Raw genomic sequence first — 18,270 nt, forward strand, 5'->3', positions numbered from 1 at the left:
GCGCTCACGCGCTTACAGTGAGCCGGGCATCACTTTATTCAGTAATGCATCTCGGCGAAGACGACGCGGTTCTCGGCTGTCGGCCAGCTCTGCACCGCGAAGTTTTCGTCATTGCCGCGCACCAGCACGGTGCGGGGCGCCGCCGCCGGCAGCCGCAGCGTACCGGTGGATAGTGCGGGCACGCCTTCGCTCACGCCCGGCGCCACAGCGCCATCGATGGTGAAGACATCGCGGCCATGGCCGAAATAGCCACGCGGCCGGGTCAGCGTGATCGACGAGCCAGCCGCCTTGTCGGCATCGCTCAGGCGGCCCGGGCGCAGATGCACCAGGTTGGATGAGCGCGGGAAGGGCGTGCGGTAGATATGGGTGATCGCTTCGCCCGGCGCGCTGACCACGAATTCATAGGTCGCGTCCGGCTTGGCGGTGAAGGGGCCCCAGAGGCCATCGCTGCCGGTGGTTTTGCTATGCACCAGGCCGCGCCGCTGGCCGGTCGCCGGATCGGTCTCATAGATTTCCACCTTGGCGCCGGCAACCGGCAGATTGGTCGGCGTGCCGCCCGGCATGCCGTTCACCTTGCCGTTCAGTACCGGTGCGGCCTCGGCCTGGATCGCGAGGCTTGCCGGCGGCTTGCCGAGCAGGAATTCATAAATTGCCGCGAAGGCCTTGGGATGGAACGCTACCTCGCGGTGGTCCAGGCCCGGCAGCACGATATCCTTGGCGCCCTTCAGGGCCGGTCCCTCGAAGGTGACGCCGGTGGGCGTGCCGGCCGGCAGGCCGAGATAACGGCCATCGGGTTGAGCGAATTTGTCGGCATTGTCGGATCGCGTGGTGGCCCATTGCGTGCCGGGCACCACTTCGTTCGGCCCGTCATTGAGCTGGCGCAGGAAAGCACCGGCGCCGTTGAATTCGCTGCCGACCAGGATGCGGTCGGAGACGATCACGCCATGGTTCGGCGTACCGCAGAGGATGGCATGGCTGACATGGGCGGTGCCGCCGCCATTCTTGATGAAATTGCGCACCGCGTTGCCGCCGCGCGAGGAGGCGACCAGCGCGACTTTCTCGGCGCCGGTGCGTTGCTTCACTTCGGCGACAAAGGCGGCGAGTTCTTGGCGGGCCTCGGCGGTGGAGGAGCGCAGTTCCTGCTCTTTGTCATCGACGCTGCGCGATAGCGGATAGCGGAAGTCGATGGCGGCCAGGCGGTCGCGCGGAAAGCCGTTCGATTCAAAGCGCCACAGCATGGTGTGCCACAAGGCGGCGGTGTCGCCATTGCCATGCACGAACACGATCGGCACCGGTGGCGGCACCACCGGCGTGCTGGCGCAGCCGAGCAGTGGCAGCGTGGCTGCACCGGCAGTGCCGAGCAGGAAGGAGCGGCGGGAAACAGGCAGCATGGCGTTCACTCCGAGACGATTCTTATCTTTTCCAGCATGACAGCGGCCCCAGGGCTGGCCGTCAAGCATGGGTGGATGCTAATCATGACAATATGATGACAGTTATGTGAAGCCCCGCCGACAATGACCCCCCGCCGCCTGATTCTGCTGCTTTCCGCGCTGGGCGTGTTTGGCATCCTGCCCAATTCCAGTTTCCCCGCCCTGGTGCCGGATTTCATTGCCGCCTGGGGCCTAAGCAATGCCGAGGCCGGCTGGATCGCCGGCATGTACTACCTCGGCTACATGGCCTGCGTCGCCACGGCGATGCTGCTTACCGACCGTATCGATGCCAAATGGGTATTCCTCACCGGCTGCGTGCTGGCCGGTGGCAGCACCATCATCTACGCCGCCATTGCCGATGGCTTCTGGAGCGCCATGCTGCTGCGCGGTATCGCGGGGATCGGCCATGCCGCGATCTACATGCCCGGTCTGCGGGCGCTCACCGACCGGCTGAACCTGCTGCCGGGCGGCTCCGGCCCGGCGCTGCAAAGCCGTGCCGTCACCCTCTACACCGCCTGCTACTCGGTCAGCATCGCCGCCAGCTTCACGCTCACCGGCCTGCTGGCGGAGTGGTTCGGCTGGCGTGTCAGCTTCGCCGTTGTCGGCGCCCTGGCGCTGCTGCCCGCGATAGTGACCTGGCTGGTATTGTCGGATCTGCCGCCGCCGAAAACCGCAGGCAAGCCGCGGCTCGACTGGCGGCCGGTGTTCCGCAACCGGGCCGCCCTTGGCTATATCGTCGCCTATGGCGCCCATGGCTTCGAGCTGATGGCGATGCGCACCTGGCTCACGGCGTTTCTGGTTTTCGCCCTGGCGCGCGAGGCGGCGAACGCGCCCTCCTGGCTGCCCGGGCCGACCTTGCTCGCCGCTTTCGTCACCCTGATCGGCCTGCCGGCCAGCCTGCTTGGCAACGAGGTGGCGTTGAAGGTCGGCCGCCGCCGCGCACTGATGGTGATCATGGGTATCTCGGCGCTGATGGGCATCGCCTATGGCTTTGTCAGCGCGCTGCCTGTGCTCTGGCTGCTGCTCTACATGTGCGTCTACTTCATCTTCATCTGCGGCGATTCCGGCTCGCTCACCGCCGGCATGATGGCGGCGGCCGATCCGGCCTCGCGCGGCGCCACCATGGCGGTGCATTCGATCTTCGGCTTCGGCGCCAGCGTGCTTGGGCCGCTCTGCGTCGGCCTGGCGCTCGATGCCGTGTTCCCGGTCTTCGGCCAGGGTGTGCTGTCCTGGGGCTTGGGCCTGGCGGTGATGGGCTTTGGTGCCGGCCTGGGGCCGCTGGCGCTGTGGTGGTGGGCGCGGGAGAAAGCCCCCAACTAGAGCAATGCTCTAACGCCGCAGGCGCGGATTTAGCGGTTCCCAGAACAGGCGGTCGAGCGAGAGTGAGCCGGGGCCACGGATAACCAGCAGCAGTAGGCCGCCGGCCCACAACAGGTGATCGCTCCAGTCGCCGGGATAAACCCACTGGATCACCAGTGTCACCACCAAAAGGCCGGCGGCGGCGAAGCGGCCGAACAGGCCGAAAAGCAGCAGGGCCGAAAGGATCAGTTCGCCACCGGCGCCCAGCATGGCGGCGGTTTCCGGGCCCAGCAGCGGCACGCGGTATTCATTGGCGAAGATATCGACCACGCCGGCCGCCAGACGTGGCGGTATTTCCGGCAGCATGCCCGAAGCCGTGGTGGTGACCTTGGTGAGGCCGGACCGCCAGAACAGTATCGCGAGCGCGATGCGCAGCATCAGCAGCGCCGGACTGAGCGGCAAGGCGGTGAGGGCGCTGCGGATCGCGAACAGCATGGTGCGTCAGCCGGGCCGTCCGAAGACGCCGCCTTCCAGGCACCAGGCAAAACTGGCGGTGAAGTCGAATGTTCCGGCTGCCTGTGCCACCGCCTGGGCTTGGGCCACCGCCTTGGCCAGCGATTTGCCGGCGAGAATGGTGTCGAGGAAGACGGCTTCCGCGGCCGTCAGCTTGCACCAGCGCAGATCGATGCCGGCACGCCAGACCAGCAATTGCTCGCCGCCCTGCTTCAGGTCGATGCTGTCGATGGCTGGTGCATCGGGCTGGTGCACCTGCCAGATCTCGCTGACCGGCCAGGGCGTATCGAGGCGGCGGGCGGAAGGATGCAGCCGCAAGGCCCGCTTCGCCATGGCTTCGGCATCGCCGATATCGTCGGCGCCCAGCGGTGGCGCATCCTCGGCATGATAGGCCTGATGCAAGGCCCATTCGAAAGCCGCGACGCAGGGCAGGTAGGCATGGCCGGCGAGATCGCGCAACGCCCGCAATGCCGCCGGAAAGTCGCCGCCATACATGAACAGCCGGGGGTCGCGCGGCGGCTGGCGCAAGACGAAGTCACGTGCCGCCTGGGTGAAGAAGGCTTCGCCGACCAGGGCATGGCTGACTGGAAACGTGGCAGCCAGCGCCTCGATCAGGCTGATACGGAACTGATCGGCATAGACCTGGATGCGGCTGGAGGCCGGGATGGCATCCTCTAGCACGCGCGCCGCCATGGCGCTGGGTCGTCCGACCAGGGCGGCGGCGAAATCGCGCTGCAGGTCAGGCAGCCTGTTCATCGCCCTGCTCATCAATGCCGTTCGGGCTGCTGTCGAGGGTGGCGGCGCGGTGGCGGTCGGCCAGGGCGGCTTCCGCCACCAGGGCACTGAGCGGCGGGATGTTGCTGTCCCACTCGATCAGCGTCTCGGCTTCAGGAAATAGCTGCACCGCATGGCGGTAGAGCCGCCAGAGCGGTTCCGGCACCATGGTGCCATGGTCGTCGATCAGGATGGCATCGCCGCCATCCAGCTCGGCCTCGCGGTATCCGGCGAGGTGAAGCTGCCGCACCGCCTGGCGTGGCAAGTCCTCAAGATAGGCTTCCGCCACCGCATGGGCAGCGCCAGCGCCGATATGGTTGAAGCTCGAGACATAGATGTTGCCGATATCGCAGAGCAGGCCGCAGCCGGTGCTGGCCACCAGTTGCGTGAGGAAATCCACCTCCGACATATGGCTTTCGCTGTAGCGCAGGTAGGTCGCGGGATTCTCGATCAGGATCGGGCGCTGCAGGCGCTGCATCACTGCCGCGACATTGCGGCGGCAATGCTCCAGGGTCTCATCGGTATAAGGCAGCGGCAGTTGGTCGTTGTAGTAACGGCCATCGATGCCGGTCCAGGCGAGATGCTCAGAGACCAGCAGCGGTTCAGTCCGTGCCACCAGGGCAGCGAGCCGGTCGAGATGCGCCGCGTTCGGCGGTTCGCTGCCGCCAAGCCCAAGGCCGGTGCCATGCACGGCGATCGGCCAATGCTGGCGTGCCTGCTCCAGGTAATGCAGTGCCGCACCGCCGCCCATATAGCTCTCGGCATGGATTTCTAGCCAGCCGACCGGCGGGCGCTGCTCGAGCAAAGCCACATGATGCGGCGCGCGCATGCCGATGCCGGCCGGCAGCGGCATGGCTGCGGCACCGGTGGAAGCGGCAAACGGGGCGGCCATCTGCAACAGCCATACTCCTTGAGGCCAGGATCAGGATCGGAACCAGCGGATCATAACACCCGGTTGTGCGGCTTGACGCAAGGTTAACGCCGGTTGTTCTAGTCCGTGTTGCCCCGTTCAGGGTTGGCAGGCAGGCCGATGCGGCCGATGCCGGGCAGCTTGATGGCCGGCCGCAGCGGGTCGATGCCCAGCGTCAGGCCCAGCAAGTGGATTTCCAGGCCCTCGCGCGGTGCCACCAGCAGGCCGGCAAGGCCGAACAGCGATACCTGCACGCCCTCGCCGCTGGGGGCACGGCCGAGCAGCGCGCCATCGGTGATATAGTCCTTGCCGATGGCGGTTGGCGGCAATTCCAGGCCTAGTTCGGGCACGCTGCGGCCGATATGGGCGATGAAGCTGTTCGAGTTCGGCCCCGGCCAGGTGATGTATTCCTTGCCATGCGGATAGCTCTCGATGCTGGCGAGGATTTTCGGGATCAGCGCGGCGGCTTCCGGGCCGCGGCGGTCGAGCAGCAATTCCGGGGCGTTGCCGGCCCAGCGCGTATCCGGCTCTGTGGTGATGCGCTGGCGCAGCGGCGGGCTGCTCCAGCGCATGATGTCAAAGCGCTGGTAGCTCGGCGCGCCCTCCGGCTTCACCGCGATCCAGCTATGCACCGCCAATGCGCCGCGCCAGCCCCAAAGCCGCGCGGCATAGACCTGGATCACAGCTTCCTGCGTGGTCGCCGGATCGGGCGCGATATCGATGCTGGCGGTGGAAGCCACCGACCAATGTGGCCGCTCGCCCAGCGCCACCGAGGCGCCGCTCCAGGCCAGCGGCAGCAGCAGAGCCAGCAGCAGGATGAGGATCAGGCGCTTCATGCCGCCAGGCTGTCCGGAAACAACCGCGCCACGAAGCGCGGATAGGTCTCGGCCAGTTCGCGCGCGATCTGGCCGCGCATCAGCGCCAGGGTGGCGGCGTCAGGGGGCGGCGTTTCCGACACCGTTGCCGGGCAGTCGAAATCGAAACCGGTATGGTCGCGCACTTCCTCGACGCTGTGGCCCGGATGCACGCTCTCCAGCGTGAAGCGGCGGCGCGCGCGGTCGAAGGAGAACCAGCACAGATTGGTCAGCAGGCCGATGGGGCCGCCGGGGCGATAGGTGCCGTCATTCTTCGGTCCGGCCGAAGAGATGAAATCCACCTTCGGCACCAGCACGCGGCGCGAATGTTCTTCGCGGAACAGGATCACGCGCGGCACCAGGTAATAGAGATAGGCCGAGCCAAAGGAGCCGGGCCAGCGCACGTTGGTTTGCGGGTATTCGCCGCCGGCGCCGACGAGATTGATATTAGCCTCGCCATCGATCTGGCCGCCGCCGAGGAAGAAGGCCTCCAGCCGGCCCTGGGCCGCGATGTCGAATAATTCGACGCCGCCATCGCAGAAGAAATCGTTGCGGATGCTGCCGAGCACATTCACGCGCATACGGCCGCCGGATTGCGCCCGCGCCAGCAGCGCGCCGGCACCGGGGATCGGCGAGGACGAACCCGTGGCGATCAGCCGGCAGCCGGCCAGCAGCCGTGCGATGGTATGGATCAGCAATTCCTGCGGGCGGAACGGCAGTTCGGCCATGGCGCTCACTCCGCCGCCTGGCGCGGCAGCACGAATTCGGCGAGATACTGCGCGAAGCCGGCCTCGCTGCGCGCCAGTTCGCAATAGCGCGTGATATGCGCCTCGTCATGACCGTAGATATTCCACAGGTTCACCGGCCAGGCACCGCGCGGTGCCACGGCAATGCCGCCGATATAGGCGCCGGTCAGCGTGCCGGCGGCGCTCTCTTCGTTGGCCAGCAGGTCGATGTCGCGGATTTCCTCCACCGTCACCAACGCTTGCTTGGCGGCATGCGCCATCGCCACCAGTTCGCGGCGACGGCCAATGAAGACATTGCCGTTGCGGTCGGCGTAGGGAGCATGGAACAGGGCGAAATCCGGCCGGATCGCCGGCAGCAGCACGATGGGATCAGGCTCGGTGCTGAACGGATTGTCCATCACCTGCCAGTCGCTGCGATGTTTCAGCAGGTCGGTACCCAGCATGCCACGCAACGGCATGAAGGGAATGCCCTTGCCGGCGGCCTGGATCGCGGCATGGATCGCGGGGCAGGTGGCATCCAGCATGCGGAAGGCCTTCTGCTTCAGGCCGGCGATGAAGCGGTGCGCGGTGCCATACTCGCCGAGCGTGACGGCGGAGGTTTCCAGCACCCGCACGGCGCCGGCGCCGATCAGCATTTCGGTCTGCAGGCCGGTCACCGGCACGCCCACCACATGCAGATCGCGGATGCCGCGGCGGATCATGGCGCGGGTGAGTTCCATCGCCACGCCGGAATAATCCGGCGGCACGGCGACTTTGGCACCATTTGGAATCAGGGCAGCGAGATCGTCGACGGAGAAAGTCATGGCAGGCCTCCAGAGCCCGCCGATTGTCGCGCCGGTCGGCGCCTAGCGCAAGCGATGACGCACCGGGTCGGCACTGGCGCGGAGGTTGGCATCCTGACGTTTTAGTGATTTCTCCAAGGCCGTCACCGGCACGCCGATGCCGACCAGGCAGGAAGCCTGGTAGCACCATTCGTTGTAGCCGGCGATCAGGCCATCGCGCAGGCGATAGCGGCTGGCGCCGGCCATCAGTACGCGTTTGCCCTGGTTCGGCGCCATATTCGAGGTGAAGCTGAACAGCCAGTTGGCATAGCCGATGCCGTTTGCCGCCACCGGTTCGTGCATCTCCCATTCGAAATCGCTGCCATCGCGGAAGAATTTCGCCAGCATCTCGCCAATCGCCGCGCGGCCATCATGGCGGCCATAGAACACATCATCGTAATAGGCATCCGGCGTGAACAGGGCCGTGAAGCCGGGAATATCCTGGCGCCGCACGGCATCGGAAAACTGCTCCATCAAGGCAATGAAAGCCGCCGTCTCGCTCATTGTATCTCTCCCGGTTTTTATAGGTTATGCAGCCGCTGCAGCACGGCCTGTTCGGTCTTGTCCAGCACGGCATTCTGCTCTGTGGCAAAAGCGGCGCCGGCCTGGCCCATCGCCGCGAGCGCGGCTGGATCATCCAGCAGGCGGGCGAGTTCCAGAGCCAAAGCTGTGGCATCCGGCACTTGCGTGGCAGCATGACGCGCCACCAGATCGGCAGCAATTTCACTGAAATTGAACATATGCGGGCCGAACAGCACGGCGCGTCCAAGCCGCGCCGGCTCCATCGGATTCTGCCCGCCATGCGCGATCAGCGAACCGCCCATCACCGCAATCGGGCAGAGGCGATACCACAGGCCGAGTTCGCCGAGCGTGTCGGCAACATAGATGTCGGTCGCAGCAGTGATGGCTTCGCCAGCAGCCCGGCGGCTCACCTTGAGGCCGGCTTGGCGCAAAGCTTCGACTACCGCCGGCCCACGTTCGGGATGGCGCGGCACCACGATGCCGAGCAGGCCAGGATGCCGGGCGGCGACGGCACGCTGAATCGTGGCGGTGGTTTCATCTTCGCCGGGATGGGTGGAGGCCATCAGCCAGAGTGTCCGGCCGGCGGTCTGGGCCTGGAGGGCGGCCAGGGCTGCTGCGTCCGCCGGCAGCGGCGGCGCTGCGAGTTTCAGGTTGCCCAGACTCTGCACGTCGCGGGCGCCCAGCACGCGGTAGCGTTCGGCATCGGCCTGACTCTGGGCATAGATGGTCTCGAAGCCGGCAAGCAGCCAGCGTGCGATGCCGGGCACGCGCTGCCAGCGGCGGCAGGAGCGTTCCGACATACGTGCATTCAGCAGCAGCATGGGAATGCCGCGCCGCGCCGCGCCAGCCAGCAGGCCGGGCCAGAGTTCGCTTTCACTCCACAGCACCAGATTCGGCCGCCAATGGGCAAAGAAGCGGTCGGTGGCCTGTGGCAGATCGGATGGCAGATACTGGTGCAGCAGGCCCGGTGCGCGCGACGCCACGGTGGCCGCCGAGGTACGGGTGCCGGTGGTGATCAGCAAGGCAATGTCAGGACGTGCCGCCTGCAGCCGCTGCAGCAGCGGGATCAGCGCCACCGCTTCGCCAACGCTGGCGGCATGACTCCAGACCAGCAGGCCGGCGGGGCGGGGCAGACTGGCGATGCCATTGCGCTCACCAAGCCGCGCAGCATCTTCCTTGCCTTGCGCCACGCGGCGGCGCAGCCACAGGGCGATACCCGGCGCGATGGCATGGCCGATGCCACGCCACAGGCTTTCCAGCCCGCTCATGCTTTCAGCCATTGCCGTTGCCATGCCTGCAGCATGAGCACGCCCCACAGGCCGTATTGCCGGTTGGCGCGGCCGCTCAAGTGATCCTGCCAGGCTTGCCGGATCGGGGTGGCGCGCAGCAGGCCGGTTTCATTCAGGGCCGCTTCCGAGAGCAGATCCTCGGCCCAGTCGCGCAGCGGCCCACGCAGCCAGGTGCCGATCGGCACCGCGAAACCGCTTTTCGGCCGCTCGAACAATTCCGGCGGCACATAGCGGCCGAGCAGATGGCGCAGCAGCCATTTGCCCTTGCCGTCGCGCAGCTTGATATTGCGTGGCAGGGCCAGGCCGAAACTCAGCACGCGGTGATCCAGCAGCGGCACGCGCGCTTCCAGCGCCACCGCCATGGTGGCGCGGTCCACCTTGGTCAGCACATCGTCATGCAGATAAGTGCCGGCATCGAGGCGCTGCAGATAGGCAACTATATCCTCAGCTTTGTGGCGTTTCGCCAAGGGCGGCACCGCGCCCGGCTGTTGCAGCAGCACAGCGGCATCGGGCCATTGCTCCACCAGCGGGCGGTAATATTGCTCCAGGCTTTCCGCCTGCAACGTGCCGGCCAGCTTATGCAGCTTCTCGCCGAATTGCGGCGGGCGCAGTGAAGCCGGCAGCAGGCCGGCCGCACTATCCCATTGCGATGGACTCAACAGCCGCAGCGCACCGGCCAGGCCCTGGCGCAACGGCGCCGGCCAGGCGGCATAATTCTGCCAGGCTGGTGCCATGACATGGCGGTTATAGCCGGCGAAGCCTTCATCGCCGCCATCGCCGGAGAGTGCCACGGTGACATGCCGCCGCGTCAGCCGCGCCACCAGATAGGTCGGGATCTGCGAAGCATCGGCGAAGGGCTCGTCATAGATCGAGGCCAGGCCGGGAATTACTTCCAGCGCCTCGGCCGGCGTGACGGTCAGGGTGGTATGCTCGCAGCCGAGATGCTTCGCCACCGCCTCGGCGGCCTGCGATTCATCATAGCCGGACTCGGTATAGCCGATGGTGAAGGTTTTCACCGGCCGTGCCGACTGGCTCTGCATCAGGGCTGCCACCAGGCTGCTGTCGATGCCGCCGGAGAGGAAGGCGCCGAGCGGCACATCGCTGATCATGTGGTCGCGCACCGCGTCGCGCAGCAATTCGTGCAAGCGCTGCGTGGCTTCCGTATCGCTGGTGACAGCGGGTTCGGCGGCGATGGCCTGGTCCAGCGTCCAGTACAGCCGCTCTTCCGGCGCGGCATCCGGGCGCTTGATCAGTAGGCCACCCGGCGGCAGCTTGCGCAGGCCCTGCCAGATGCTGCGCGGCGTCGGGATGTAGTTGAAGCGCAGATAGTCGGAAACGGCCGTTGCATCCAGCCGTTTCTCGAAACCGGGCAAATAATGGAAGGCGCGGGTCTCGGAGGCGAAGGCGATGCCCTCAGTGCCGACCGGATACCAGTAGAGCGGCTTGATGCCGACGCGGTCGCGGGCCAGCGACAGGGTCCGGGTTTCATGGTCCCAGAGTGCCAGGGCAAACATGCCCTGCAGCCGGGCAAGGCAGGGTTCGAGCCCCCAGGCTTCTATGCCAGCCAGCATCACCTCGGTATCGGAATGGCCCCGGAACGGCACGCCGGCGGCTTCCAGTTCGCGCCGCAACGCCTGGAAGTTATAGATCTCGCCGTTATAGGTGAGCATGTAGCGGCCGCTATGGGAGGCCATGGGTTGGCGGCCAAGCGGCGACAGGTCGATGATACTGAGGCGGCGTTGACCCAGCGCGATGCCGGCGGTATCTGCCCACACATCGCCGTCATCGGGGCCGCGATGCTGCAACGAGGCCGTCATCGCCGCGGCGATTTCGCGCAGCCGGTCCGGGCCGGAATGAGGGTCGAGCAGGCCAGCGATGCCGCACATGGCGCGGACCTTAGAACATCACGTTCCCGAAATGAAGCATCGCGCTGCGGTAGAGCATGTAGGCCGCCACCAGCACCAGTATGGCGGCGAATAGCCGGGTCAGTAGGCCTCGGCGCTGTGCCAGTCGTTGTGCCAGTCCCTGGCCGAACCAGCCGCCGATGGCGCCGCCCAGGATGAACAGGCCGGCGATACCCCAATCGACCAGCCCGGCACTGGCATAGCTGACGGCAGTGGTGAGGCCGAACGCAGCTACGCCGAGCAGCGAGGAGCCGACGGCATTCAGTCCTGCCATGCCGGAACCCAGCAGCAGACCGGGCAGGATCAGGAAGCCGCCGCCGATACCGAAGAAGCCGGCCGCAAGCCCGGCAAGCAGGCCGAGGCCGGCCAGGCGCCAGGCAATGCGCGGTGTGATGCGCACGTTTGGATCGCCGCCATCAGCACGCCGGCGCAGCATGTTGGCGGCAACGGCCAGCATCGCCAGGGCAAATAGGGCAATCAGCTTCTGACCATCCACCTGGCGGCCGGCCCAGGCACCGATAGCGGCACCGAACATGCCGCTGGCGGCAAAGACACTGGCGCAGGGCCATTTCACTGTGCCGGCACGGGCATGCGGCACCAGGCTGAGGGCGGCGCTTGCCGCCACCGCCAGCGACGCCGTGCCGATGGCGCGGTGTGGATCGGAAATACCAACCCCATAGAGCAGCAGCGGCACCGCCAGGATCGAGCCGCCGCTGCCGATAACGCCCAGCACTAGGCCAACCAGGACGCCGGCGCCTGTGGCAGCGGCAGAGCTCAGGATCATGGTGTCACGCGGGTATGGAGAAGCGGCGATTCCATGGCATCAGGGCGAGCAGGCGGGCCATGCCACAGAAGCCGGTAACGCCGGCAAAGACCAAGCCGGCACCGACGAAGCCGGAAAGCATGATGAACCAGGGCGACACCAGCCAGGCGAGCAATGCGCCCAGCGCGACCAGGCTGCCAGCGGTGATCTGCACCTGGCGCATCAGGTCGATGGGGGCGTCGCGGTTTTCATGCAATGGCAGGCCGGCCTTGCGCCAGGCATCCAGGCCGCCTTGCAGGATATAGGCTTCCCGGAAACCGGCGGCAGCGAGTTTCGCTGCATTCATTGCCGTGCGATTGCCACTCTTGCAGTGGAATACCGCGATCTTGTCCTTGTCGCGGTCGAAGTCATGCTGGTCGAAGGCGGAAAGGGGGGCGAGGCGGGCACCCAGGATATGCTCGCGGGCATGCTCGGAGGGTTCGCGGATGTCGATCAGTACGGTCTGGCCGGCATCCATCAGGGTTTTCAGGCGGTCGGCAGTGATGCTTTGCAGGCTCATGTCACTTCTTCTTTGATTTGCCGGCGGGCTGGCAGAATTGCCGGTAGAGCAATTCGATCAGGGCCGCCACTTTCGGATCGGCAAGGTGGTAATAAATGGATTGCCCGTCGCGACGCGTGGCGACCAGGCCGTCATCACGCAGCTTCTGCAGATGCTGCGAGAGGGCAGACTGGCTAAGCTCCACACGCGCCGCCAGGTCGCCCACGCTCAATTCGCCCTCGACCAATTGGCAGAGGGCAAGCAGTCGCTTTTCATTGGCGAGCTGGCGCAGGAAGCGGCTGGCTTCCTGGGCGGCTTCGGCCATGGCAGCGGCGTTCGGCTTGGTCGGCATTGTACGGCAATCCATGTATTTTAGTTGTTGCTAATTTAGTATTATCTAATATAATTGGCAAGAGAAAAGATGAGGACGTCATGGCGCTGCAGATTTCTCCGCATTTCCACGAACCCACCTTTACGGTTGCCTACCTGCTTTGGGATGACGCCACGCGGCAGGCGGCGGTAATTGATCCGGTGCTGGATTTCGATGCCAAGTCTGGCCGCACCCACACCCAGTCGGTTGATGCGCTGCTGGCCGAGGTGGAGCGGCGCGGTCTTGAGGTGCGCTGGTCGTTGGAAACCCATGCCCATGCCGATCATCTTTCCGCCGCCCCGGTGGTGCGCAGCCGTACCGGTGCCCGCACTGTGATCGGTGAACGCATCACCCAGGTGCAGAAGGTATTCAAGCCGATCTTCGATGCCGGCGATCTGGCAACCGATGGCTCCGCCTTTGATCATTTGGCGAAGGATGGCGAAAGGCTGCCGCTCGGCAACCTGGAGATCGAGGTGATCCCGACGCCAGGCCATACCCCCGCCTGTGTCAGCTACCGCATTGCCGATGCTGTGTTCGTCGGCGACACATTATTCATGCCTGATTACGGCACAGCGCGCTGTGATTTTCCTGGTGGCAATGCCGCCACGTTGTATCGTTCGATCCGCAGATTGCTCAGCCTGCCGCCGGAAACGCGGCTGTTCATGTGCCACGACTACAAGGCGCCGGGCCGCGAGGCTTATGCCTGGGAAACCACGGTGGCGGCACAGCGCCAGGGCAATGTCCATGTACATGACGGGATCGACGAGGCGGCTTTTGTTGCCATGCGCGAGGCACGCGACCGCAAACTCGACATGCCGGCGCTGATCCTGCCTTCAGTGCAGGTGAATATCCGCGCCGGTGAGATGCCGCCGCCATCGGAGAATGGCATCCGTTATCTCAAACTGCCGGTGAACACCCTTTAACGGATGAAGCGGTCGACATAATCGGCGCCGAGGCCGCAGGCGGTGTAATGCTTGCGGCACATCTCGATCTTGCTGAACACATCCTCATAGGCCATCACCTTGCCCCAGGGATCGACATAGATCATGGCGCCGGTGATATGGAACAGCGTGATCATTTCCGGGCAATCTTCCGGCACCACCAGGGTATGGGTCTCGCCCGGCGGCTCGAACACGTAGGAGCCGGTCTCCGCCACCCAGTCATGCTCCAGGTAATGCCATTTGCCGCGCAACACTTGGCCGTGCACCGGCGCCGGATGGCGGTGGCGGCTCAAGACGCCGGAGCGGCGCACGCGCAGCAGGTTGACCCAGTAGCCCTGGCCGGCATGCAGGCAGAGCGGCCGGAACCAGACATTCTCCGCCTGCGGCACCCAGACGCGCTCATCCTCGGGAATGACGCTGCCGATCACGATTTCACTGGCCGCTTCCTTTGGAAACGGCAACTGGTAGGGCATGCGGCTGGTATCGTCGGTCATGATGTTTCCCTCTCAAGCGACGGCGTAGCCGCGCGCCTTGCGTTATGCGATAGCGTAGCCGCCATCGACCGGCAGAATGCTGCCGGTGATGAAGCCGGCGGCGTCGGAGGCCAGGAACAGCACGGCGCGCGCCACATCCTCAGGTCGGCCCCAGCGTTTCATCGGCGTGCGGTCGAGAATGCCCTGCGAACGGCCCGGGTCGTCCTGCAGCGCCTGGGTCAGCGGCGTCGCGATCCAGCCCGGCGCCACGGCGTTGACGCGGATATTCTCAGCTGCCCAGGCTATCGCCAGCGACTTGGTGAGCTGCATCACGCCGCCCTTGCTGGCCGAATAGGCCGGCACCAGGCCGCCGCCGAAGAAACTGAGCATCGAGGCGGTGTTGACAATGCTGCCGCCCTGGCGTGCCAGCAGCGGCCGCGCGGCGGTGCAGAGCCGCATTGTGCCGGCAAGATTTACGTCCAGCACGCGCAGGAAGGTTTCCATGTCGTATTCCGCCTGGCGACGGATCATGCCGGCGCAGTTCACCAGGATGTCGAGCCGGCCAGGATTGCTGCCGATACGGCTGACCAGGGCATCGACGCCGGCCTGATCGCCGGCATCCAGGGCGACGAATTCAATGCCGCTGGCGGATGGCGTCTCACCCGGCAGATGTGTGGCGATCACCCGCGCCCCGGCATCGCGGAAGGCTTCGGCGATGGCCCGGCCAATGCCGCTGCTGCCGCCGCTGACCAGCGCCACTTGGCCGGAAAAATCGAATGAATACCTGCCCATACCCGTCCCTCCCAAGACTAAACTGACATATCAGATATGAATCGCAGCGACAAGGCGAGGCGGAATCCAGTTGGCGCGACTCAAGGGGGCGCATTAAAGTTCCGTGATTGAAAGCGATGCGACTCCGAAGGTGGCGGGGGCTGCCGGGCGCAGGCTTGGGGGATATCACATGCTTGAGAGCTATTTCCGGCTGAAGGAAAACGGCACCACCGTGCGGGTCGAACTGGTGGCGGGTCTCACCACCTTCCTGACCATGGCCTACATCATCTTCGTCAACCCGATGATCATGTCCAAGGCCGGCATGGACCAGGGCGCCGCCTTCGTCGCCACCTGCCTCAGCGCCGCCTTCGCCAGTGCCTTGATGGGCCTGTGGGCACGCTATCCGGTGGCGCTGGCGCCGGGCATGGGCCTGAATGCCTATTTCACCTATGGCGTGGTGCTGGGCATGGGCCACACCTGGCAGGTCGGCCTGGGCGCCGTGTTCCTTTCCGGCTGCCTGTTCCTGATCATCAGCGTGCTGCCGATCCGGGAGAAGATCGTCAATGCCATCCCGATGAGCCAGAAGATGGCAATCGGCGCCGGTATCGGCCTGTTTCTCGCCATCATCGCCCTGGAAAACGCCAATATCGTGGTGGCGCATCCTGCCACCATCGTCACCCTGGGCAAGATCGGCGCCCCGGCCGGCCTGCTTGCCTGCCTCGGTTTCGTGCTGATCGTGGCGCTGGATTACCGCAAGATTCCCGGCTCGATCATGATCGCCATTCTGGCCATCACCGTGATCGGCATTATCGCCGGCGTCTCCAAGTTCAACGGCCTGGTTTCGGCGCCGCCGAGCCTGGGACCGACCTTCCTGCAGCTCGATATTCCCGGCGCGCTCTCGGTCGGCCTGGTTTCCATCGTCTTCGCCTTCTTCATGGTCGACCTGTTCGACAATACCGGCACGCTGATCTCGATTGCGCCGCGCGCCGGCATGATGGATGCGGATGGCAAGCTGAAGCGCATCGGCCCGGCCTTCATCTCGGACTCGGTCGCCTGCATGGTCGGTGCCGCGCTCGGCACTTCCACCGTCACCAGCTACATCGAATCCGCGGCCGGCATCCGCGCCGGCGGCCGCACCGGCCTTACCGCCGTGGTGGTGGCGGTGCTGTTCCTGCTTTCGATCTTCATCGCGCCGCTGGCCACCTCGATCCCGGCCTTCGCCACGGCTCCGGCCTTGTTCTTCGTTGCCTGCGTCATGGCCGGCAGCATGGTGAAGATCGATTGGGAGGATGTTACCGAATACGCCCCGGCGGTGGTGACGATGATCGCCATGCCGCTGACCTTCTCGATCGCCACTGGCATTGCGCTGGGCTTCATCGCCTATGTGGTCTCGAAGCTGCTCGCCGGCCGCATCCAGGAAGTCAGCTTCGTGATGATCCTGCTGGCGATTGCCTTCGTCGCCAAGCTGGCCTTTGCTTGAGGCCTCGGGCTTGAGGCCAGCTATTTAGATCGCGTGCGTGGCGAGGCTGAGGGCGATACCGCCGAGCAGCAGCGCCACGCCGACGATTTCGGTGGGGCTAGGCCTTTCGCGGAAGGCGAAATAGCCGATGAGGAAGGTGAAGATGATCTCCACCAGCCCCAGCATGCGGACATAGGCCGCCACCTGCAGCGCCATGGCGGTGAACCAGCCCGCTGACCCTGCGGCAGACGTGATGCCCACCATCAGGCCGGGTTTCCAGGCGGCAGCAACCGCCCGGAGCTGGCCCGGCTCGCGCCAGGCGATATAGGCCAGCATCAGCAAGGTCTGCGTCACCGTGGCATAGGCCAGCGTAGTGGCAGCGGCCAGCGGAATATTGGCGGCCTCGAGCGAGAGGGAGGCGGCGCGAAAGCCGATAGCCGAGACGGCGAAGAAGCCGCCCGACGCAATGCCGATCAGCGCCGAGCGTTCGGTCCAGCCGAGCAGGAAGGCGCGCAGCTTGTCGTCGCTGCCGCGCAGCGAAATCAGCATCACGCCGACGGTGCCGAGCATGATGGCGAACACGCCTGCGGCGCTGATCGTCTCGCCCAGCAGCACCACGCCGAAGATCGCCGCCTGGATCGCCTCGGTCTTGGAATAGGCGGTGCCGACCACGAAATTGCGCAAGCTCAGCGCCAGGATCAGCAGGTTGGTGGCGATGATCTGGGCCACGGCGCCAAACAGCATCCAGCCGAGGAAGCTGCTATTCGCCATGGGCACCGGCGCCTGACTGATCTTGGCGGCGATGAACAGGTAGATCAGTGCCAGCGGCATGCCGAAGACGAAGCGGGTGAAGCTGGCGCCGTTGGTGCTGAGGCGGCCCTTGAGATGCTTTTGCAGGCCGGTACGCACGGTCTGGCAGGCGGCGGCCCAGATGGTGATCGGTATCCAGGCCCATTCCATGGCACATCATCCTTATCGCTGGTGCGCCGTGGATACGCTGTGGCGCGAAATTAGGCAAATGAGAAAGCCGCAAGCCAGGTTGAAGGGAATTTCAAGTTGCTGATTTTGCTGGACCTTGCCGGTCATGCCGTTAAGCTTGGCATGCAACCTTGGGGATTGGAGCGCATGTTCGGCCTTGCTGCAGCAACCTGGCGACTGATGCTGGTCATGCTGTCGCTGATCGGCATGCCAGACATGGCCCGGTCGCAGCCTCCGGCCCAGCCTGCCAAGGAAACCTGGGTTATCGCCTGCGACAGCTTCTTCCCGCCCTATAACTGGCTCGACCAGGGCAAGGTCACGGGCATGGACGCGGAGATCGTCACCGCCCTGGTGCGCCGTGCCGGTGCCGAACCGCGTTTCGAGCCGGCACCCTGGAACCGGGTGCAGCAATTGCTCGAACTAGGCCAGATCGATGCTGCCTTCCAGTTTGTCGGCCGGCCGGACCGTTTCGAGAAATTCCACATGATAGGCCCCATCCGCCATGGCGAGACGGTGTTCGCGGTGCCGAGAGATGGCATGCCGGATTGGGACACGCTGGAAGATTTCAAGCCGTTCAGCATCGGCGTGGTGCAGGGCTACACTTATGGCGCGGCTTTCGATCAGGCGACCTATCTGCGCAAGGAAAGCACTGCCGGCGATAACCGCCTGCTGCTGCGCATGCTGGCAGCGAAGCGGGTGGATGCGGTGATTGGCGACCGCGTGACGCTGGCCTATCTGGCGCAGCAGGAGGGCCTGCGCGACAGTATCCGCTTCCTGACCAAGCCGTTCGATCGCGTGGCGCGCTATATCGCGGTGCCGAAGGCAAAAGCCGCCATTGCCGAACGGCTGCAGCGCGCGCTGGATGCCATGAATAGCGACGGCAGCATCACCCGTATTATGCTGAACTGGGAATAG

The 18,270-nt window shown here is 65.3% G+C and carries 20 protein-coding genes; 4 read left to right on the plus strand and 16 right to left on the minus strand.

Annotated elements, in window-relative coordinates; all coding sequences use genetic code 11:
• Positions 1-38: 38 nt before the first annotated feature.
• Entirely contained in the window at positions 39-1,391 is a 1,353-nt protein-coding gene (locus tag V6B08_RS07090; RefSeq protein ID WP_341979089.1) for a hydrolase, read from the minus strand.
• 123 nt (positions 1,392-1,514) lie between these two features.
• Between V6B08_RS07090 and V6B08_RS07095 the strand changes: the two genes are divergently transcribed.
• Positions 1,515-2,750, plus strand: coding sequence for an MFS transporter (locus V6B08_RS07095; protein ID WP_341979091.1), 1,236 nt, complete (start codon positions 1,515-1,517; stop codon positions 2,748-2,750).
• A gap of 9 nt (positions 2,751-2,759) precedes the next feature.
• Here the strand turns inward: V6B08_RS07095 and V6B08_RS07100 are convergent, their stop codons facing one another.
• The 12 genes from V6B08_RS07100 to V6B08_RS07155 form a co-directional block, all read right to left on the minus strand.
• Positions 2,760-3,224 (minus strand): DoxX family protein, encoded by a 465-nt coding sequence (locus V6B08_RS07100; protein ID WP_341979093.1) that lies wholly within the window; start codon positions 3,222-3,224, stop codon positions 2,760-2,762.
• Between the two features lie 6 nt (positions 3,225-3,230).
• On the minus strand, positions 3,231-3,998 hold the full coding sequence (locus V6B08_RS07105; RefSeq protein ID WP_341979096.1) for an HvfC/BufC family peptide modification chaperone: 768 nt from the start codon (positions 3,996-3,998) through the stop codon (positions 3,231-3,233).
• A complete protein-coding gene (gene bufB / locus V6B08_RS07110) occupies positions 3,982-4,908 on the minus strand; it encodes an MNIO family bufferin maturase (RefSeq protein WP_341981603.1) in 927 nt (308 codons plus the stop codon). The genes V6B08_RS07105 and bufB overlap by 17 nt, the downstream gene beginning before the upstream one ends.
• Positions 4,909-5,006: 98 nt before the next feature.
• Positions 5,007-5,762 carry a DUF3750 domain-containing protein gene (locus V6B08_RS07115; RefSeq protein WP_341979098.1) on the minus strand — a complete coding sequence of 252 codons (756 nt, stop codon included), beginning with the start codon at positions 5,760-5,762 and terminating at the stop codon, positions 5,007-5,009.
• Positions 5,759-6,508, minus strand: a complete 750-nt coding sequence (locus V6B08_RS07120) for a CoA-transferase (protein WP_341979100.1) — start codon at positions 6,506-6,508, stop codon at positions 5,759-5,761. The genes V6B08_RS07115 and V6B08_RS07120 overlap by 4 nt, the downstream gene beginning before the upstream one ends.
• 5 nt (positions 6,509-6,513) lie before the next feature.
• The gene (locus tag V6B08_RS07125; RefSeq protein WP_341979102.1) at positions 6,514-7,329 is read right to left on the minus strand and encodes a CoA transferase subunit A; all 816 of its coding nucleotides are present in this window, start codon (positions 7,327-7,329) and stop codon (positions 6,514-6,516) included.
• A gap of 42 nt (positions 7,330-7,371) precedes the next feature.
• Positions 7,372-7,851, minus strand: coding sequence for a nuclear transport factor 2 family protein (locus V6B08_RS07130; protein WP_341979103.1), 480 nt, complete (start codon positions 7,849-7,851; stop codon positions 7,372-7,374).
• Positions 7,852-7,868: 17 nt separating this feature from the next.
• Complete coding sequence (locus V6B08_RS07135; protein WP_341979105.1) at positions 7,869-9,137, minus strand: 3-deoxy-D-manno-octulosonic acid transferase; 1,269 nt, start codon at positions 9,135-9,137, stop codon at positions 7,869-7,871.
• Positions 9,134-11,044 (minus strand): asparagine synthase (glutamine-hydrolyzing), encoded by a 1,911-nt coding sequence (asnB, locus tag V6B08_RS07140; RefSeq protein WP_341979107.1) that lies wholly within the window; start codon positions 11,042-11,044, stop codon positions 9,134-9,136. Before asnB ends, V6B08_RS07135 begins: the two co-directional genes overlap by 4 nt.
• Before the next feature lie 10 nt (positions 11,045-11,054).
• Positions 11,055-11,846 carry a sulfite exporter TauE/SafE family protein gene (locus tag V6B08_RS07145; RefSeq protein WP_341979109.1) on the minus strand — a complete coding sequence of 264 codons (792 nt, stop codon included), beginning with the start codon at positions 11,844-11,846 and terminating at the stop codon, positions 11,055-11,057.
• 4 nt (positions 11,847-11,850) lie between these two features.
• Complete coding sequence (locus V6B08_RS07150; RefSeq protein ID WP_341979111.1) at positions 11,851-12,384, minus strand: rhodanese-like domain-containing protein; 534 nt, start codon at positions 12,382-12,384, stop codon at positions 11,851-11,853.
• A gap of 1 nt (position 12,385) precedes the next feature.
• Positions 12,386-12,715: an ArsR/SmtB family transcription factor gene (locus V6B08_RS07155; RefSeq protein ID WP_341979113.1), complete on the minus strand. Its 330-nt coding sequence runs from the start codon at positions 12,713-12,715 to the stop codon at positions 12,386-12,388.
• A gap of 80 nt (positions 12,716-12,795) precedes the next feature.
• Between V6B08_RS07155 and V6B08_RS07160 the strand changes: the two genes are divergently transcribed.
• Entirely contained in the window at positions 12,796-13,656 is an 861-nt protein-coding gene (locus V6B08_RS07160) for an MBL fold metallo-hydrolase (protein ID WP_341979115.1), read from the plus strand.
• On the opposite strand, the gene V6B08_RS07165 is transcribed toward V6B08_RS07160, so the two are convergent.
• Together V6B08_RS07165 and V6B08_RS07170 are read right to left on the minus strand one after the other, a co-directional pair.
• A complete protein-coding gene (locus V6B08_RS07165) occupies positions 13,653-14,168 on the minus strand; it encodes a 2,4'-dihydroxyacetophenone dioxygenase family protein (protein WP_341979116.1) in 516 nt (171 codons plus the stop codon). The genes V6B08_RS07160 and V6B08_RS07165 overlap by 4 nt on opposite strands.
• A 42-nt stretch (positions 14,169-14,210) precedes the next feature.
• Positions 14,211-14,939 (minus strand): SDR family NAD(P)-dependent oxidoreductase, encoded by a 729-nt coding sequence (locus tag V6B08_RS07170; RefSeq protein ID WP_341979117.1) that lies wholly within the window; start codon positions 14,937-14,939, stop codon positions 14,211-14,213.
• A gap of 169 nt (positions 14,940-15,108) precedes the next feature.
• Here V6B08_RS07170 and V6B08_RS07175 point away from each other — a divergent pair, with 169 nt between their 5' ends.
• A complete protein-coding gene (locus tag V6B08_RS07175) occupies positions 15,109-16,398 on the plus strand; it encodes an NCS2 family permease (protein WP_341979119.1) in 1,290 nt (429 codons plus the stop codon).
• A 24-nt stretch (positions 16,399-16,422) separates the two neighbouring features.
• On the opposite strand, the gene V6B08_RS07180 is transcribed toward V6B08_RS07175, so the two are convergent.
• The gene (locus V6B08_RS07180) at positions 16,423-17,337 is read right to left on the minus strand and encodes an EamA family transporter (RefSeq protein ID WP_341979121.1); all 915 of its coding nucleotides are present in this window, start codon (positions 17,335-17,337) and stop codon (positions 16,423-16,425) included.
• A 96-nt stretch (positions 17,338-17,433) separates the two neighbouring features.
• On the opposite strand from V6B08_RS07180, the gene V6B08_RS07185 reads away from it, so the two are divergent.
• On the plus strand, positions 17,434-18,270 hold the full coding sequence (locus V6B08_RS07185; protein WP_341979123.1) for a substrate-binding periplasmic protein: 837 nt from the start codon (positions 17,434-17,436) through the stop codon (positions 18,268-18,270).

This window comes from Ferrovibrio sp. MS7, assembly GCF_038404985.1.
GTDB lineage: Bacteria > Pseudomonadota > Alphaproteobacteria > Ferrovibrionales > Ferrovibrionaceae > Ferrovibrio > Ferrovibrio plantarum.

Coding starts and splice junctions, on each gene's coding strand:
- V6B08_RS07120 (WP_341979100.1), bottom strand. CDS start 6,508: ATGGCCGAACTGCCGTTCCGCCCGCAGGAATTGCTGATCCATACCATC.
- V6B08_RS07150 (WP_341979111.1), bottom strand. CDS start 12,384: ATGAGCCTGCAAAGCATCACTGCCGACCGCCTGAAAACCCTGATGGAT.
- V6B08_RS07160 (WP_341979115.1), top strand. CDS start 12,796: ATGGCGCTGCAGATTTCTCCGCATTTCCACGAACCCACCTTTACGGTT.
- V6B08_RS07155 (WP_341979113.1), bottom strand. CDS start 12,715: ATGCCGACCAAGCCGAACGCCGCTGCCATGGCCGAAGCCGCCCAGGAA.
- V6B08_RS07145 (WP_341979109.1), bottom strand. CDS start 11,846: ATGATCCTGAGCTCTGCCGCTGCCACAGGCGCCGGCGTCCTGGTTGGC.
- V6B08_RS07090 (WP_341979089.1), bottom strand. CDS start 1,391: ATGCTGCCTGTTTCCCGCCGCTCCTTCCTGCTCGGCACTGCCGGTGCA.
- V6B08_RS07165 (WP_341979116.1), bottom strand. CDS start 14,168: ATGACCGACGATACCAGCCGCATGCCCTACCAGTTGCCGTTTCCAAAG.
- V6B08_RS07135 (WP_341979105.1), bottom strand. CDS start 9,137: ATGAGCGGGCTGGAAAGCCTGTGGCGTGGCATCGGCCATGCCATCGCG.
- V6B08_RS07105 (WP_341979096.1), bottom strand. CDS start 3,998: ATGAACAGGCTGCCTGACCTGCAGCGCGATTTCGCCGCCGCCCTGGTC.
- V6B08_RS07115 (WP_341979098.1), bottom strand. CDS start 5,762: ATGAAGCGCCTGATCCTCATCCTGCTGCTGGCTCTGCTGCTGCCGCTG.
- V6B08_RS07180 (WP_341979121.1), bottom strand. CDS start 17,337: ATGGAATGGGCCTGGATACCGATCACCATCTGGGCCGCCGCCTGCCAG.
- bufB (WP_341981603.1), bottom strand. CDS start 4,908: ATGGCCGCCCCGTTTGCCGCTTCCACCGGTGCCGCAGCCATGCCGCTG.
- V6B08_RS07095 (WP_341979091.1), top strand. CDS start 1,515: ATGACCCCCCGCCGCCTGATTCTGCTGCTTTCCGCGCTGGGCGTGTTT.
- V6B08_RS07100 (WP_341979093.1), bottom strand. CDS start 3,224: ATGCTGTTCGCGATCCGCAGCGCCCTCACCGCCTTGCCGCTCAGTCCG.
- V6B08_RS07130 (WP_341979103.1), bottom strand. CDS start 7,851: ATGAGCGAGACGGCGGCTTTCATTGCCTTGATGGAGCAGTTTTCCGAT.
- asnB (WP_341979107.1), bottom strand. CDS start 11,044: ATGTGCGGCATCGCTGGCCTGCTCGACCCTCATTCCGGCCCGGACCGG.
- V6B08_RS07125 (WP_341979102.1), bottom strand. CDS start 7,329: ATGACTTTCTCCGTCGACGATCTCGCTGCCCTGATTCCAAATGGTGCC.
- V6B08_RS07170 (WP_341979117.1), bottom strand. CDS start 14,939: ATGGGCAGGTATTCATTCGATTTTTCCGGCCAAGTGGCGCTGGTCAGC.
- V6B08_RS07175 (WP_341979119.1), top strand. CDS start 15,109: ATGCTTGAGAGCTATTTCCGGCTGAAGGAAAACGGCACCACCGTGCGG.